Source organism: Clostridium sp. HBUAS56017 (assembly GCF_007115085.1).
GTDB lineage: Bacteria > Bacillota > Clostridia > Clostridiales > Clostridiaceae > Clostridium > Clostridium cibarium.
This window is the reverse complement of sequence record NZ_SULK01000016.1, coordinates 78,117-96,044: the sequence shown is the minus strand read 5'-3', so window position 1 is coordinate 96,044 and position 17,928 is coordinate 78,117. Positions and strand designations below refer to the sequence as shown.

The 17,928-nt window shown below is 31.2% G+C and carries 12 protein-coding genes and 2 tRNA genes; 1 reads left to right on the top strand and 13 read right to left on the bottom strand.

Annotation, left to right across the window (positions count from 1 at the left end; translation table 11 throughout):
* The first annotated feature begins 462 nt into the window (after nt 1-462).
* Nucleotides 463-1,485 (top strand): DUF5050 domain-containing protein, encoded by a 1,023-nt coding sequence (locus FAY47_RS14225; RefSeq protein WP_143317569.1) that lies wholly within the window; start codon nt 463-465, stop codon nt 1,483-1,485.
* A gap of 63 nt (nt 1,486-1,548) precedes the next feature.
* Here the strand turns inward: FAY47_RS14225 and murD are convergent, their stop codons facing one another.
* From murD to spoIIE, 13 genes are all read right to left on the bottom strand, one after another.
* Nucleotides 1,549-2,925, bottom strand: coding sequence for a UDP-N-acetylmuramoyl-L-alanine--D-glutamate ligase (gene murD, locus FAY47_RS14220; RefSeq protein ID WP_143317568.1), 1,377 nt, complete (start codon nt 2,923-2,925; stop codon nt 1,549-1,551).
* 188 nt (nt 2,926-3,113) lie between these two features.
* On the bottom strand, nt 3,114-4,514 hold the full coding sequence (locus tag FAY47_RS14215) for a glycine--tRNA ligase (RefSeq protein ID WP_143317567.1): 1,401 nt from the start codon (nt 4,512-4,514) through the stop codon (nt 3,114-3,116).
* Nucleotides 4,515-4,838: 324 nt separating this feature from the next.
* A tRNA-Asn gene (locus FAY47_RS14210) sits at nt 4,839-4,913 on the bottom strand.
* 26 nt (nt 4,914-4,939) lie between these two features.
* Nucleotides 4,940-5,014: transfer RNA gene (locus FAY47_RS14205), tRNA-Asn, on the bottom strand.
* A gap of 212 nt (nt 5,015-5,226) precedes the next feature.
* Nucleotides 5,227-6,738 carry a lysine--tRNA ligase gene (lysS, locus tag FAY47_RS14200; RefSeq protein ID WP_143317566.1) on the bottom strand — a complete coding sequence of 504 codons (1,512 nt, stop codon included), beginning with the start codon at nt 6,736-6,738 and terminating at the stop codon, nt 5,227-5,229.
* 16 nt (nt 6,739-6,754) lie between these two features.
* Nucleotides 6,755-7,234, bottom strand: coding sequence for a transcription elongation factor GreA (gene greA, locus FAY47_RS14195; RefSeq protein ID WP_143317565.1), 480 nt, complete (start codon nt 7,232-7,234; stop codon nt 6,755-6,757).
* A 228-nt stretch (nt 7,235-7,462) separates the two neighbouring features.
* Nucleotides 7,463-8,437: a tRNA dihydrouridine synthase DusB gene (gene dusB, locus FAY47_RS14190; protein ID WP_143317564.1), complete on the bottom strand. Its 975-nt coding sequence runs from the start codon at nt 8,435-8,437 to the stop codon at nt 7,463-7,465.
* A gap of 7 nt (nt 8,438-8,444) precedes the next feature.
* Nucleotides 8,445-9,224: a type III pantothenate kinase gene (locus FAY47_RS14185; RefSeq protein WP_143317563.1), complete on the bottom strand. Its 780-nt coding sequence runs from the start codon at nt 9,222-9,224 to the stop codon at nt 8,445-8,447.
* A gap of 135 nt (nt 9,225-9,359) precedes the next feature.
* On the bottom strand, nt 9,360-11,030 hold the full coding sequence (locus tag FAY47_RS14180; RefSeq protein WP_143317562.1) for a formate--tetrahydrofolate ligase: 1,671 nt from the start codon (nt 11,028-11,030) through the stop codon (nt 9,360-9,362).
* 205 nt (nt 11,031-11,235) lie between these two features.
* Nucleotides 11,236-13,038: an ATP-dependent zinc metalloprotease FtsH gene (gene ftsH / locus FAY47_RS14175; protein WP_143317561.1), complete on the bottom strand. Its 1,803-nt coding sequence runs from the start codon at nt 13,036-13,038 to the stop codon at nt 11,236-11,238.
* A 75-nt stretch (nt 13,039-13,113) separates the two neighbouring features.
* Nucleotides 13,114-13,653, bottom strand: a complete 540-nt coding sequence (gene hpt / locus FAY47_RS14170; protein WP_143317560.1) for a hypoxanthine phosphoribosyltransferase — start codon at nt 13,651-13,653, stop codon at nt 13,114-13,116.
* The gene (gene tilS, locus FAY47_RS14165) at nt 13,647-15,050 is read right to left on the bottom strand and encodes a tRNA lysidine(34) synthetase TilS (RefSeq protein ID WP_143317571.1); all 1,404 of its coding nucleotides are present in this window, start codon (nt 15,048-15,050) and stop codon (nt 13,647-13,649) included. The genes hpt and tilS overlap by 7 nt, the downstream gene beginning before the upstream one ends.
* A gap of 110 nt (nt 15,051-15,160) precedes the next feature.
* Entirely contained in the window at nt 15,161-17,548 is a 2,388-nt protein-coding gene (gene spoIIE, locus FAY47_RS14160; RefSeq protein ID WP_143317559.1) for a stage II sporulation protein E, read from the bottom strand.
* Nucleotides 17,549-17,928 lie beyond the last annotated feature (380 nt).

Genomic DNA, 17,928 nt, shown 5'->3' with positions numbered 1-17,928 from the left:
AATAAAAAGTTTAATCTACTCAAAAAACTTACTCTAAAAGAATTGCTGGTTTTTAACTTATTTATATCTGTTCAATTTTCAAAGATCAATTACAGTCTCTCTGACCGCCATATTATAATAACATCATTCAATTTTCTTGTCAATAAGTTTTTTAACTTATTTTCATATTTTTCGAATCCGTTAATTACTTTGTCCTGACGACGTTTATTATAGTATCATTTTTTTTTGCTTAGTTACAGGCTAACTCTATCTATTTTTTCTATTTATCTTCATAATGCTAACGAAAATATTCATATTCTACATTTTTCAACTATAGATACACCTGGATAAGTTACTCTTATATTAATCAATATTTGTTCCTTTTTTGCTAATATCCTTATTTCTCTTTACTCAATTTGCTTTTTAAATTAATATTATATTATAGAATAACTTAAGCATTTTATCGAAGGGAGACTATAATAAATGAAAAAATATATACTGTTATCATTATTAATAGCTACTGCACTAACAATCACAAGTTGTACAAACAGCAGTTCTAAATCAGATTCAAATTCATCAAACGAAATATCCTCATCAAGTAATTCAAGTACTAGTTCAAATAACCTTATAGAACCATTAGTATTAAATGACAAAACAACATACTCTTCACCTTTTGCTGTGAACGGTAACTCGCTGATCTTTTCTAACTGGGATGATAATAATAAATTGTCTATTGTTAATGATCCTATCCCAAAGGATATGCTTTCAAATAAATCCGTCTCTGATTTTTTTAACTACTCAGGTGAAACTTTTGTTATAGTTAATAACACTATTTATTTTGGAGATGGAAATAGTGCTAATAACTTAGCATCTATTAATATATCTGATAAAACTTATACTAAAATAAACAATAGCAATGCTCACAATATAACATCAATGGAAGATAAGATATTTTATCTTGATATTCCAGATAACTATAACCATCAAGGTAAATTATATGCTTATGATACAAAAACTAAAAGCAGTAAAGTTATGACTCCTGATATAGTTGGAAGATACATAATAAACAACAACTTCATTTTATATCAAAACATAAGTGATGGTTCTAAATTATATAAAATAAAAATTGATGGGACAGGAAAAGAAAAATTAGCAGACTTCTCTGTAGATAGTTTTGCACCATATTCATCTCAATTGTTAATATCGAATTCAGATGATAATAACAATTTATACAAACTTGATCCTTCTACGAAAGAAACTAAAAGAGTGGCTGTTATGAAAATTACTAATTTAAAAGTTTTCAATAACAACTTATACTTTATAAGCGGAGAAGATGCAAATTGTTTCTACAAACTCAATGTAGATATAAATAAACCAGAAGCAACTTCAACTAAATTATTAGCTGACAGCATAAATGATTTTTATCCAACCGATAAAGGAATATTCGTTCAAAAAGGAATTAATGTAAATAATCCTTATATTGTTGGTCTTGATACCGCTAAATAAAAAAGTGCTTAAAGTAAGAATATTCTTTACTTTAAGCACTTTTAATAATTTCGAAAAATTCTTTTATAGTTTATTTACTATTCTCTTAAACTCATTTCCTCTGACAGCAAAGTTAGGAAACATATCAAAAGATGCACAAGCTGGTGATAAAGTCACTATATCTCCCTCTTCTCCTAGCTCTCTAGCCTTAACTACTGCATCTTCAAGAGAATCCACGAAGTGCATATTTACCTTAATACCCTTTTCTGCTTCTAACTTGTCAAATGCAGCCTTTATCTTATCTTTTGTAGCACCAAGTAATATTAATTCTTTTATGTATGGATATCCTTCATACGCTAGTGGTTCAAACGGAATGTGTTTATCATACCCACCAACTATAATTATGACTTTTCTTTCAAAGGCTTTAAGTCCTGCAAGAGTTCTTGTTGGACTAGATGCTATAGAATCATTGTAATACTTAACTCCATTTATCTCTCTTACTAACTCACATCTATGTTCTACTCCAGCAAAACTCTCCGCAACTCTTTTCATAGCTTCTATAGTTACATTATCTTTAGTTGCCACAAAAGCAGCTAAATAATTTTCTACATTATGCATTCCTTTTATTACAATATCATCTTTTTTGCAAACTTCTTTACCATCTAAGTACAAAGTTCCATCATTATAATATGCACCTTTTTCAATAATCCTCTTTGAAGTAAATTCTCTAACTTCACCTTTAGCTTCTTTTTCAAATTTATATGTTATTTCATTTTCTCTATTAACTACTAACACATCATTTTCTTTTTGATACAAAAATATATTCTTCTTTGCATCTATATACTCCTGCATATCCTTATGCATATCCAAATGATTTGGTGCTAAATTAGTGCATACAGCTACATCTATTTCTGCATCCATTGTCATTAATTGAAAACTCGAAAGCTCTAATACAACCATATCCTTTTCTTCTATTTCTTCAATTTGAGAAAATAAAGGTGTTCCTATATTTCCTCCAACCCAAGTTTTATATCCTTCTTCCATTAATAACTTAGATATAATTGTTGTAGTAGTCGTTTTACCATCACTTCCTGTGATTCCATAAACCTTTCCTTTGCAATATCTAACAAACTCCTCCATTTCAGATGTTATGTAAGAACCTTCATTCTTCGCTCTTACTAAAGCCTCACTATCAATTCTCATGGATGGAGTTTTAAATACTACATCAAAGCCTGTAAGTTTATCTAAATAACCTTCTCCAAGTTCAGATTTAACTCCAATACTTTTAAATTCTTCAATAACATTCCCTAACTCTTCTTCTTTCTTAGCATCAAATGCAGTAACATCTGCTCCAAGCTTAACTAAAAATTTTATCAAAGGAATATTTGAAACACCAATCCCTACTACCCCAACCTTTTTTCGCTTTATAAAATCTTTGAATTCATTAAAATCTCTTTTCATTTATTACTCCTCCACCTTATAACAATAATAATACTAAAATTAAATTTCCATTCTCACTCTACTTAGTTTATCCATTTGTTACTAATTATATCATTTAGAAAATCTAAAACAAAGCGAAGTTATTGATCTAGACTCAATAAACTTCGCTTTTATATTCTTAGTTACTTTTATTCTAATATCAAAGCTTATTAGAATTCCATACTCTTATAAATATATGATTCTAATTCACTAATCTTTACTCTTTCTTGTTCCATAGTATCTCTATTTCTTATAGTTACTGATCCATCTGTTTCAGTATCAAAATCTATTGTTATACAAAATGGAGTTCCTATTTCATCTTGTCTTCTATATCTCTTACCTATACTTCCTGCTTCATCATACTCTATATTGAACTTTTTGCTTAATTCTGCATATATATCTAGAGCTTTTTCTGAAAGTTTCTTTGATAGAGGTAATATAGCAGCTTTGTATGGTGCTAATACTGGATGTAAATGCATAACGACTCTTGAATCTTCCTTGCCATCAACTGACAAATCTTCTTCATCATAAGCATCTACCAAGAATGCTAGCGCAACTCTATCTGCACCCAATGAAGGTTCTATACAATATGGTACGTACTTTTTATTAGTTGTAGGATCTAAATAACTCATATCTTGACCTGAATGCTCTTGATGCTTCATAAGGTCATAATCAGTTCTATCCGCTACACCCCATAATTCCCCCCAACCAAATGGGAATAAATATTCTATATCAGATGTTGCCTTTGAATAAAACGAAAGCTCTTCTGCAGCATGATCTCTCATTCTTAGATTGTTCTCTGTAACCCCCAAGTTTAAAAGGAACTTCCAACAGTAATCTCTCCAATATCCAAACCACTCCAAATCAGTTCCTGGTTCACAGAAAAATTCTAATTCCATTTGCTCGAATTCTCTTGTTCTAAATGTAAAGTTCCCTGGAGTAATTTCATTTCTAAAAGATTTACCAATTTGAGCTATCCCAAAAGGAACCTTTTTCCTTGAAGATCTTTGTACTGATTTAAAGTTTACAAATATACCTTGTGCAGTTTCTGGTCTTAAGTATATTTCATTCTTAGCATCTTCTGTAACCCCAGCATAAGTCTTAAACATTAAGTTGAATTTTCTTATGTCTGTATAATTCATCTTTCCACATTTAGGACAAACGATATTGTTCTTTTCTATGTAATCTTTTAATTGTTCATTTGACCAACCATCAGCTGAAGCAACTTCTACTCCATTTTCAGTCATATGATCTTCAACTAACTTATCTGCTCTAAATCTTGATTTACATTCCTTACAATCCATAAGAGGATCGGAAAAACCACCAACGTGTCCAGATGCTACCCAAACTTCACTATTCATTAGTATTGCACAATCAACTCCAACATTATATGGACTTTCTTGTACAAACTTCTTCCACCAAGCCTTTTTAACATTGTTCTTAAACTCTACACCTAAAGGGCCGTAATCCCACGAATTTGCTAATCCTCCATATATATCTGATCCTGGGAATATGAATCCTCTACTTTTACATAGAGCTACTATTTTTTCCATTGTCTTTTCAACTGCCATAATACATTACCTCCCAAAAATTATTGTAAATAAAAAAAGCCCTAACCTCAAAGGGACGAAAAATACTTCCGCGGTTCCACCCTTCTTGGCATAAGCCCAACTTTCTAAATTAGCACTCAAAAGTTCCATTCATCCTATATCTTTATAATGACTCTCACCAAACCGTCATCTCTCTTAAATAAATCAAAGACTACTCCTCTTTTTCTTTGCGCCTATGTAATTATATTTTATATTTTATCAAAACAACAATATATGTCAAGAGTTACTTTATATTATATTTCTATAAAAAACAAAAGCGATGCATAACATCGCTTTACAAACATATGGCTCCGCGAAGAGGACTCGAACCTCCAGCCTATCGGTTAACAGCCGAGTGCTCCACCATTGAGCTATCGCGGAATATACAGTAATGACATAAAAATAATTGGCTCCGCGAAGAGGACTCGAACCTCCAACCTATCGGTTAACAGCCGAGTGCTCCACCATTGAGCTATCGCGGAACGTCATTACATTGATTATTATATCAGCTTTAAAGTAAATTGCAACACTTTTTTATAAACTTTTTTTATTTTTTATATCTAAAATCCCCAGAACTCACATTATATCTACTTTTTCGTCATATAAAAATTCTATAAAAATATATTTTTAGTACAAACTGTAAATCGGTTTTATAAAAAAGGTGTTAACTTTTATAGTCAACACCTTTTAGTTTCTAGTTATTTGTTTGTGGTTTCATTGTTGGGAATAATATAACGTCTCTAATAGATGCTGAATCTGTTAAGAACATTATTAATCTATCTATTCCTATTCCAAGTCCCCCTGTTGGAGGCATTCCTGTTTCTAAAGCACTCATAAATTCTTCATCTATCATATATGCTTCATCATCTCCAAGTTCTCTTGATTTAGCTTGTTGCTCAAATCTTTCTCTTTGAACTATAGGATCATTTAATTCTGAGTAAGCATTACATATTTCTCTACCAAATACAAAGCCCTCAAATCTTTCAGTAAATGCTTCATTACCTCTCTTCTTCTTAGTCAAAGGAGATATTTCTACTGGATAATCTGTAACGAATGTAGGTTGAATCATATTTTGTTCACCAAATTCTTCATATAAAGCATTTAGCACTTCACCCTTTGTTACAGTATTAAGTGGCTTAGGGAACTCTAAATGTTTCTCCTTAGCTATAGCTTGAGCTTCTTCATCAGACTTTATATCATTGAAATCAATACCTGCATATTCTTTAACTGCGTCTACCATAGTTATTCTTCTCCATGGTGGCTTAAAATCAATTTCAGTTCCTTGATACATTACCTTAGTTGTTCCATTTACCTTTTCACAAACAGAAGCAACCATATTTTCACATATTTCCATCATGTCATTATAATCAGAATAAGCTTCATATAATTCAATACAAGTAAACTCTGGATTATGTCTTACAGACATCCCTTCATTTCTAAAGTTTTTACCCATATCATACACTTTTTCAAATCCAGCAACTATAAGTCTCTTTAAATATAACTCTGTTGCTATTCTTAGATACATATCTATCCCTAAAGTATTGTGATGTGTTATGAAAGGCTTAGCTGCCGCACCACCAGCAATAGCTCCAAGTATTGGAGTTTCAACTTCAAGGAATCCTCTATCATCTAAGAATGTTCTTATTCCCTTAATTATTTGACTTCTTTTTATAAAAGTATCTTTAACTTCAGGATTAGTTATAATATCAACTTCTCTTTGTCTATATCTTAAGTCAGGATCCTTTAACCCATGCCACTTTTCTGGTAATGGTTTTAATGACTTACAAACTAATTCAAAGCTCTTAACCTTTATTGATATTTCTTCTGTTTTAGTTTTAAACACTTCTCCTGTAGCAGCAACAATGTCTCCAAGATCATAGCTCTTGTATGATTTTAAGTTTTCTTCTCCAACTTCATCGATCTTTATGAATAATTGTATTTTTCCATCTCTATCATAAACATCTGAGAACACAACTTTTCCTTGCCCTCTCTTAGACATTATTCTTCCTGCAACAGTCACAGTTTTGCCTTCAAGCTCATCATAGTTGTCTTTAACAGACTTTGATGTATGAGTTCTTTCAATTTTATACACATCAAATGGATCTTTACCTTCATTTTGTAGCTCTGTTAACTTCTCTCTTCTTAATCTTTCTTGTTCATTATACTGAGATTCTAACTCTTGTATATTCATTTCCTCAGTTGACATTAATATCCCTCCGTTACTATCTTCTTATATCTAATACCTCAAACTTGTTTACTCCGTCTGGTACAGCTACCTCTACAACATCCCCAACTTGCTTTCCTATTAAAGCTCTTCCTACTGGAGATTCATTTGAAATTTTAAAATTCATAGGATCTGCTTCTGCTGAGCCTACTATTGTATATTCAACTTCTTCATCAAACTCAAAATCCTTAACTTTTACTATTGCTCCAACTGCAACAGTTCCTGCTGGGATTTCTGATTCATCAACTACTGAAGCATTTTTTAACATATTTTCTAATTGAAGAATTCTTCCTTCTGTAAATGCCTGTTCATTTTTTGCTTCATCATATTCAGAGTTTTCGCTTAAATCTCCATAACCCAAAGCAACCTTTATCTTTTCTGTTATCTCTTTTCTTTTAACAGTTTTTAAGAATTCTAACTCTTCTTCTAATTTTTTTACACCTTCATATGTCATGATGTATTTCTTTGCTTCGCTCATATTATACTCCCCTTTAATACATAATTTAGTTTACTATTTTTCTTAGTTCTAAAATCATTTAACCTATTATAAATCAGCCTATATAATATGTCAATAAATGATAATTAAGGGCATACTTAATAAAAACTACATCTAGTTAGTCTATCACCTATTATATACCTTATTCCTATTTCTTGATACCCTAAAAAAAACTTTATATGTTTCATTTCGCTTAATTACCATCAATAATTAATATATTGCTAACTCTTCTCTATATTCCTTTAATATACTTAATACAGAATAACTGTTATCAATCGTATTAATATTATTTCTTACTTCCGAACTTCTAGGAAGTCCTTTTAAATACCATGATGCATGTTTTCTCATTTCTCTAACAGCTTTATATTCACCATCATATTTTATAGCTAATTCATAATGTCTAAGACACATATCAATTTTTTCTTCTGGTTTTATACTACTCTCTTCTTCACCATTTAATTTTCTCTCTATCTGTTTAAATATCCATGGATTTCCCATACTTCCCCTGGCAACCATTATACCATCACAATTAGAGATTTCTTTCAACATTAATGCGGCTTCTGGAGAGAATACATCCCCATTTCCTATAACAGGAATACTAACCGCTTCTTTTACTTGCTTTATTATATCCCAATCAGCCTTACCTTCATACATTTGTTTTGTTGTTCTTCCATGTATAGTAATAGCATCTGCCCCAGCCTGTTCCATAGTTTTAGCAAAATCTACAGCATTTATATTGTCATCAGAAAATCCCTTTCTAAATTTCACCGTAACTGGTTTTGTTGCAACCTTTTTTATTTCTTTAACTATCTCAGCTGCTAACTCAGGTTCTTTCAATAATGCTGATCCTTCACCATTTTTAATTATTTTAGGTGCGGGACATCCCATATTTATATCAATAATACAAATATCATCTCTATCATTTAAATATTTTTCTGATATTTCAGCCATTATCTTAGGATCTCTTCCAAAAATTTGTGTAGCTACAGGTCTTTCTTCTTCTGCTATTCTTAATAACGACTGTGTATTTTCACTTCCATAATATAATGCTTTTGCACTTACCATTTCCGTATAGACAAGCCCACATCCCATTTCTTTACATAGTCCTCTAAAAGAAATATCAGTAACTCCGGCCATCGGTGCTAAAAATACATTGTTTTCTAAGACCAGATTACCTATCTTCATCGCATATCTACTCCTTATTCTTCTGGTACAATATTTTAAGCCCTTGTAATGTCAAATCAGAATTTACTTTATCTATAACATTAGTATGCTTACTTATTAAATTAGCTAACCCCCCAGTGGCAACTACATATGGTTCCTCATTATCCTTACTCTTCATTTCTTTTTTCATTTTATTCACTATATATTCTACTTGCCCTATATATCCATATAATATTCCAGCTTGCATGCTCGAAATTGTATTTTTACATATAACTTTTTTTGGCAATTCTAATTCTACCCTTGGAAGCTTCGCAGCTCTATCAAATAAAGCATCCGATGATATTTTTATTCCTGGTACTATACATCCACCTAAATAATCACCTGTTCTTGTAACTGAGCAAAAAGTAGTAGCTGTCCCAAAATCAATTATTATCATAGGTCTTCTATAAAGCTCATAAGCAGCAACAGCATTTACGATCCTATCAGCTCCAACTTCTTTAGGATTATCATATTTAATATTTATTTTTGTTTTTATTCCAGGACCAACTATTATAGGTTCAATATTGAAACATTTTCTAATCATATTTTCTAATGAATGCATTGTGTTAGGTACTACAGAGGAAATAATAATTCCTTCTACAGCTTTCGGATCAAATTGATTTTGATTAAATAACTGCATAACTTGAATTCCATATTCATCCGATGTTTTTTTTGCATCAGTTGATATACGCCAACTAGCTATACAATTTTCATCTTTTTGCAAACCTAAAACAATATTAGTATTTCCAACATCCACGAGTAAAATCATAAAAGCACCACCTTAATATAATTAAAAGCAGCTGTGATAGCTGCCTTTACTACAATAAATAACTTAAAATTGACAATATAATTTTAGCAATTCAGCGCAATTTGTCAAGTCCAATATATTTATTTGATATTAAGTTTAAAATAGTCCTATTATCTCTCCACTTTCTAATATATCCATTCTATTAGCAGCTGGCACCTTTGGCAAACCCGGCATAGTCATTACATTTCCAGTTAATACAACTATGAATCCAGCTCCATTTGATACTCTAACTTCCTTTACTGATATATCAAAACCTTTAGGTTTTCCAAGCAATGCTGGATTATCAGATAATGAGTACTGTGTTTTCGCCATACATATAGGTAATTTATCCAACCCAAACTTTTCAATCTCTTGAATTTGTTTTTTAGCAGCTGGCGAATAATTTACATTGTTTGCTCCATAAATTTCTCTAGAAATCTTTAATATTTTCTCTTCAATTTTTGAATCAATACTGTATATAGGTTTAAAATTTGATTCTTCCTTGTCTAATACATTTTGAACTATCTCTGCAAGTTCAATTCCACCTTCTCCACCTTTTGCCCATACATCTGAAAGTGCAACTTTCACGCCAAGATTTCCACAAAACTCTTTAATAAATTTTATTTCTTCATCACTATCAGTTAAAAATCTATTTATAGCAACTACAACCGGCACATCATATTTCTTTATATTTTCAATTTGCTTTTCTAAATTTACAATTCCTTTAGAAAGAGCCTCTACATTCGGAGTATTTAATTCTTCCTTGCTTACGCCACCGTGATGTTTAAGAGCCCTTATAGTAGCTACAACCACAACACAGTTTGGATTCAATCCTCCATATCTACATTTTATATCTAAAAACTTCTCTGCTCCAAGATCAGCACCAAATCCTGCTTCTGTAATCACAATGTCTCCAAGTTTCAATGCCATTTTTGTAGCCAAAATAGAATTACAACCATGAGCAATATTTGCAAAAGGTCCTCCATGAATTATAGCTGGAGTATTCTCTAATGTCTGAACTAAATTAGGCTTAACTGCGTCCTTCATCAATAGAGCCATAGCACCTTGTACTTCTAATTGTTTCGCATATACCGGATTTCCATCTAAATCATAAGCGATCAATATGTTTCCCATTCTTTCCTTAAGATCACTAAGATTATTAGCTAAACATAATATAGCCATTATTTCAGAAGCTACAGTTATCATAAACCCATCTTCCCTTAAGAATCCATTGGCTTTTCCACCCATACCAACAACAACGCTTCTTAATGCTCTATCATTCATATCCATTACTCTCTTAAATATTATTCTTCTTGAATCTATATTAAGAGCATTTCCTTGATGAATATGATTATCTATTGCTGCACATAACAAATTATTTGCAGAAGTAATTGCATGCATATCCCCAGTAAAATGCAAATTTATATCTTCCATGGGTACAACCTGTGCATAACCTCCACCTGCTGCTCCTCCCTTAATACCAAACACTGGTCCAAGTGATGGTTCTCTTAATGCTATTATTGCATTTTTCCCTTGCTTACAAAATGCCTGGCCAAGTCCTACTGTTACTGTTGACTTGCCTTCTCCAGCTGGAGTGGGATTAATAGCTGTAACCAATACTAACTTCCCATCTTTTTTATCCTTATTCCTATGTAAAACATCTAAGGATATTTTACACTTATACTTACCATATAACTCAATATCATCTTCCGATAAATTAATCTTTTCCGCTATCTTATTAATTGGTTCCATAACAGCTTCTTGCGCTATTTGTATATCACTTTTCATATCTAATAAACACCCCTTAAACTTAGATTAATTTCTTTATCTTCCATAAAGATTATATCATCTATCTATTGCTTTTTAAAGAATAATCGAACATTTTTAACCAAATTGTTCTTATAATTCGCTATTACCCGTGTCTTTTTTATTATAATGTATTTATTGTATGTATAAAAAGAAGACTTTATAAAAAGTCTTCCCTTATCTTATTTTATGCATTTTCAAATATCTCAACAAATTCTTTACCTTCAAGTTTTTCCTTCTCAAGCAAAGCTGCTGATACTGCATGAAGTTTATCTATATTTTTCTTTAATAATTCTTCAGCACTCTTATAGGCTTCATCTATGAATTTCTTTATTTCTCCATCAATTTCAGCTCCAATTTTTTCACTAAAGTTTCTACCTCTTCCTAAGTCTCTTCCTAAGAAAACTTCATTTTGATCTGTGCCATAAGAAATTGCACCTATATTTTCACTCATTCCATATTCCATAACCATACTTCTTGCAATAGCACTTGCTCTGTCTATATCATTTTTAGCCCCTGTACTTATATCTCCAAGAACTAATTGTTCAGCAACTCTTCCTCCTAGAAGCCCTACCATTTCATCTTTCAACTTAGATTTAGAAGTATATGTTCTATCCTCATTTGGTAAATGCATAGTATATCCTCCAGCTCTACCTCTTGGAATAATTGATATTTCATGAACTGGATCTGAATTAGGCAGTAATTTCATTACTACTGCATGCCCTGCTTCATGATATGCAGTAAGTTTTCTATCATGTTCACTAATTACTCTGCTCTTTTTCTCTGGCCCAGCTATTACTCTTGTTATAGCTTCTTCCATCTCCTGCATAGTAATCTTTTTCTTTCCTCTTCTCACTGATAAAAGAGCCGCCTCATTCGCCAAGTTTTCTATATCTGCACCACTAAACCCTGGCGTTCTCTTTGCTAAAATTTCCAAACTAACACTTTCATCTAATGGTTTTTTTCTAGTATGAACTTTTAATATCTCTTCTCTTCCTCTAACATCAGGAGCTCCAACAACAATTTGTCTATCAAATCTTCCCGGTCTTAATAATGCTGGATCTAGTATATCAGGTCTATTTGTAGCTGCAATCATTATGATTCCTTCATTAACCCCAAATCCATCCATCTCAACTAATAATTGATTCAAAGTTTGTTCTCTTTCATCATGACCACCACCAAGACCTGCTCCTCTTTGTCTTCCTACAGCATCTATTTCATCAATAAACACTATACAAGGAGCATTCTTTTTAGCTTCTTGAAATAAATCTCTTACTCTTGATGCTCCTACTCCAACGAACATTTCAACGAAATCAGAACCAGATATACTGAAAAATGGAACCCCAGCTTCTCCAGCAATAGCCTTAGCCAGTAAAGTCTTACCTGTTCCTGGAGGTCCTACTAATAACACTCCCTTAGGAATTCTAGCTCCCATTTCAATATACTTTGCAGGTAACTTTAAAAAATCTACAATTTCTTCAAGTTCTGCTTTTTCTTCATCTGCTCCTGCAACATCATTAAATGTAACCTTCTTAGAATCAGGTGTTGCTATCTTTGCTCTACTTTTCCCAAAGTTCATAACACCTCTTCCTCCACCGCCACCTTGTGACTGTTGAGTAAATACAAACAAAAATACTAATACCATAACAACTAAAACTATTATTGGTATGATACTTAACCACGCTCCACTATTTGATGGTGCATCAAATTCAACTCTTACATTATCTTTTGGGCTTTCTGCCATCAATGATACAATCATCTCACTTGGTGCGTATGTAGTGAACATTGTGTTGTTGCTTGTTTTGCCCTGAATAAGCATTTTATCTTCATTAACTGCAATACTTACGATTTCATCCGACTTCCATTTTTGTTGGAAAGAACTGTATGGTATATTTTCAGTATTTCCTTTAGTTTGCCATATTGTTGTGGCTGCTGCCACTAGTACTACAAGCATTATAATCCATATAGCTGAGCTTGAACTTTTTTTCATTCAGAGCCCCCCTCTCTTCTCGTTATTTTTAAATTTTACCACAAGGGATTTCTTTATACAATAATATAAATCACTCTATTTTTCATAAATTTCCGGCTTTAAAGTACCTACAAAAGGTAAGTTTCTGTACTTTTCTGCATAATCTATTCCATATCCAACCAAGAACTCATCTGGAGCTTCAAATCCTATATATTTTACATGAATATCAACTTCTCGTCTTAAAGGCTTGTTTAACAGTGTTGCTATTTCTATAGAATTTGCTTTTCTAGCTTTGAGATAATTAAGTAAATAGCCTAATGTTATTCCTGTATCAACTATATCTTCAACTATTAATATATCCTTTCCTTCTATACTATGGTCTAAATCTTTCAATATTCTAACAACTCCTGAAGTTTCAGTTGAGTTTCCATAACTTGAAACAGCCATAAAATCTATTTCACAGTACATATCTATGTTTTTTATTAAGTCTGATGCAAATAATACAGAACCTTTTAAAACACCTATTACTATTAAATCTTTTCCTTCATAGTCTTTTGTAATTATCTTCCCCATTTCCTTAACTTTTTCTTTTATTGTCTCTTCACTAAATAGTATTTCTTTTATATCATTCAGCATAACTTATTTTCCTTTCTCCTAACACTTATTTTAAGAACTTTCTTAGTTTTTTCTGTGACCTTATACAATTCAGATATTTTAATAGAAAACACCCATGCAATATTTTCATCAAATTGTATTATAGGGATTAACTCTCTATTTTCCTTAGGTATTTTCATATCTATGAATATATCTTTTAATTTCTTACTCCCCTTCATACCCAAAGGATTTATTTTATCTCCATTTTTTCTTTGCCTAATGATAATATTACCATTAATACTATCGTAATTAAAATACTTAATTTCATTATTTTTATCTAAACTAATATTTTTCTCATTATTTATCACTTCAAAATTGAAAATATAACTTCGGAATATTATCTCTCTACCATGCAATTCATTCTTATTCAAAATTATTTCATCACAATCACTACCTATTGTAGATTTCTTTAGTCTAATACAAATATCACCATAAACATTCTCTGCACTTACACCTCTTGGCAAATCAATCTTTTTACCTGTTTCTAACTTACTAAGTTCTACCACTTCCATTATATGCTTCAATTCTACATCATACTTATCCCCATTAACTTCCTTAATTGCTTTTCTAATAATTCGCTTTATAATAGAACTATTATACTCAAAAGCCTTCTTACATATAACAACCTTATCATTTTCCCTAAAACAACTTTCCTTATATCTACTATCTACTTCTTCTAAAATGAATTTATTATCTTCTTGTAACAATAATGACATTCTATTAATAGTTTCAATAATATCCTCATTAAAATTTTCTTTCATATACGGTATCATATCAAGTCTTACCTTATTTCTACTATAAAGTCTCTCCAAGTTAGTTTCATCTATACGTGGATTTAACTTATGCACTTTACAATATTGTTCAATTTCCTCACGTTTCATAAATAATATAGGTCTAATATATCTATTTTCTCTTTTTACAGGAATACCTCCAAGTCCTTCAAGCCCAGTCCCCCTCATAATTCTCATCAATATTGTTTCAACCTGATCATTAGCGTTATGTGCTGTAGCTATTTTTGAGAATTTTAACTTATTCATTATCTCATTAAAATAATTGTATCTAATTTCTCTACCAGCAGTTTCAGATGACAATCCATTTTCTCTACCATAACGACTCACATCTATCTTTTTATAAAAAAACTCAACATCAAATGCCTTAGAGATTTCTTCTGAAAACCTCTGATCTCCATCAGCATCATCTCCTCTGAACATATGATTTACATGAACCGCTGCAATCTTTAAGTTCATCTCATCTTTAATACTACACAATAAATGTAATAAACATGTAGAATCCGGGCCGCCAGACAATCCTACTACTATCCCATCACCTTTTCTTATAAGTTCATTTTTTTCTATGTAATTCACAAATCTTTCCTTGATATCTTTCATCATATTCTTTCCTCAATTCTTTTTTCCTATATACATTTTACATTTTTATTCAAAAAAATAAAATAGCTAGCTAAAAACTTAGCCAGCTATTATTGTTATAACTAATACATAGCATACACCTTAGATACAACTACTGTCATATCATCCTTGGCTACTCCTCCACTCAATTCCTTTGCCTTATCCAAAATATCACTAGCTAACTTTTTAGGGTTTTTAGATGCATCTTCTAAATATTCCATGAGCCAATTATAACTTCCTAAACTCTCCTTACTTACATCTAAAATTCCATCACTTATGGTAATAATCAAATCTCCATTTTTAACCTTTTGCTTTACTTCTTCAACCTCAACCTTATCTACCAAGCCAAAAGGCGGCATATTTGACGTTATAGCCCTTACCTTTTTTCCACTTTTCACAAAGCTAGCTACAGCCCCAATTTTAATAAACGATATCCATCCTGAGTATAAATCAACCAAGTTTAAATCCAATGTAGAAAACTTTTCATCCTCCTCAAATTTCATAGCCATAATAGAATTAACCATATTAACAGTTGTATCTTTATCAAATCCAGCCTCTATGAAATCTTCAACTAGCTCTACCGTAACCTTACTTTCCTTTCCAGCTTCAGGTCCCGAACCCATTCCATCGCTTATAAGAGTCATATAAGAACCTTCCTTAGTCTTTCCAAAACTAAAAGTATCTCCTGTATAATCCTCCCCCTCTTTAGATGTCATTGCGCCATATGAAACCATGTGATATTTTGGGCTCTCCTCAAAAATCACTACACATTCATTACTGATTGGATCTATTTTACATCCTTCTCCACCTATACACACATGCTCGCTTACTACATCATTTATTATGGGAAGTATTCTCTTTCCGCAAAAATTACCTCCACCACAATTTTGCATCCTAAGCTTCACCTTTAATCTTCCACTTGAATCTCTATAGCAAAACATTTTTTTATAATGTATTCCATTTTTATTTAATGCTCTTCTTATTAACCTTTCTACTTCATTACAAACAGTTACTCGTTCTTTAAAATCAGCTAACATATCTCTCATGGAAGAAGCTATATTTTCAACGTGATTTGCTAACAATTGTCTTCCATCTCCTAAACGCGCTTTTAGAATTTCTTTATAATTTAAGTTATCTACAATTATTTCAGTATTTTTCATTAACTCAAATTTATACAAACATATTTTTTCAAGTTCACTAGGAAATATTATTTTCTTATTCTCATAACTTTTAATTAATTTTTCAAAAGACTTATAAGTTGAATTGAAATCCCTTTCCCAGCACTTTTCACATCTTGCACATTTAGGACAAACCCTATCAGCTAGATTTTCTATAAGTGCAGCACTTTTGTTTTTATACATAAGTTTGTCATTTTCACCAATAACATATAATGTTCTAGATACCGACAACAATGCCGTCTCCAACAATTTCACCTTATCAGTAAACTCTTCTTTAATCTCTGTTAACTCAGTTTCATTAACCATCCCTCTTTTTCTATCAACATTCATCTCAATACTAATTGCATCAATTAAAATTCTTGGAGTTACAAATAATAATCCTCCTGATATTAAGACTTCTATCAAAGAATTCATACTAAGATCATGACAATATAGAGATAATGTAAAGTACATAATAAGGTACGATAAAAACGTGAATATTTTTCCAGTATCTTTAAAAACTCCCGATATAAGTCCCGCTACACTGTAAAATGTGATTGAATTTGCTATATCCCCAGAACTAAGTCCTACTATTATCCCCATAGCTACGCCTATAGCAGCTCCATAAGTTGCACCTCCTACATATGCTATTAATAGTATAACTGTATATGCAAACACACTTCTTATAGATATCCCTAATATCTCTAACTCTCCAATTCCTGAAATGATTAGACATATTATTACTCCCATACTGATCATCTCTTCTATAGAGAAAAAGTAATTTGTATTGAACTCTTCAATACATGTAATACCATATCTAATGACATAATACACAGGCAATACTATTAATGTATTAATTAGAGATATGGTTATGTTAACCCCCAAATCATATCCACTTACCATAAATCCATTGATAATATAGCTAATTGCTATAACACCATACATATAATATTCTTTTGCATATTTGTCCATTGCCTTTATGACAGCGCTATACAACACCAACATTATAATCGCAATTAAATTGCCATACTTATCATTAACCGTCATAGATATGCTTATATATCCTATAGCTGCCCCTATAGCCGCACTTAAAGTATTTTTCTCATTATTCTTAATTGTTATAGCTAATAAATAAGCTACTCCAAAAGGTGCTATCCCAGACATATTTTTAGAATCTAAAAAAAATATAACCCTGCTAATTAATATCCCTATTAATAAAATACTCATATACCTTATAGGCTCTTCACCTAAATTCAATACTTTTTTATGGTTTTTTATTCTTTTATAAGTATCAACATCTAGTCCATACTGCACATTAATCCCTCCAAACCCTATAAAATGTATCTAAATTATATCACCGCTAATTACCATTTTATGTCATTTTGTGGGATTTGATTTTTTTTTCGTAGGACAATAAATTATATTATTCTAGTTAATATCAAAATTATTTTCATTTTATTTAATTACAACTTCTTACTTACTTTTTGCTAACTTCCTTTTGATATTAACATTTTAAAGGGCTTACCTTTCAATTCATCAACAATTACTTTTTTGTCATTACTGAATATTCTTTATCCTTTTTTGTTATAAACTTTTTATCATATTATTTTATAACTTGCATATAAAAAAAAGCATAAACAAATGTTTATGCTTTTCGTTATATGTAACATACATATAACATATTCACCAAAAAG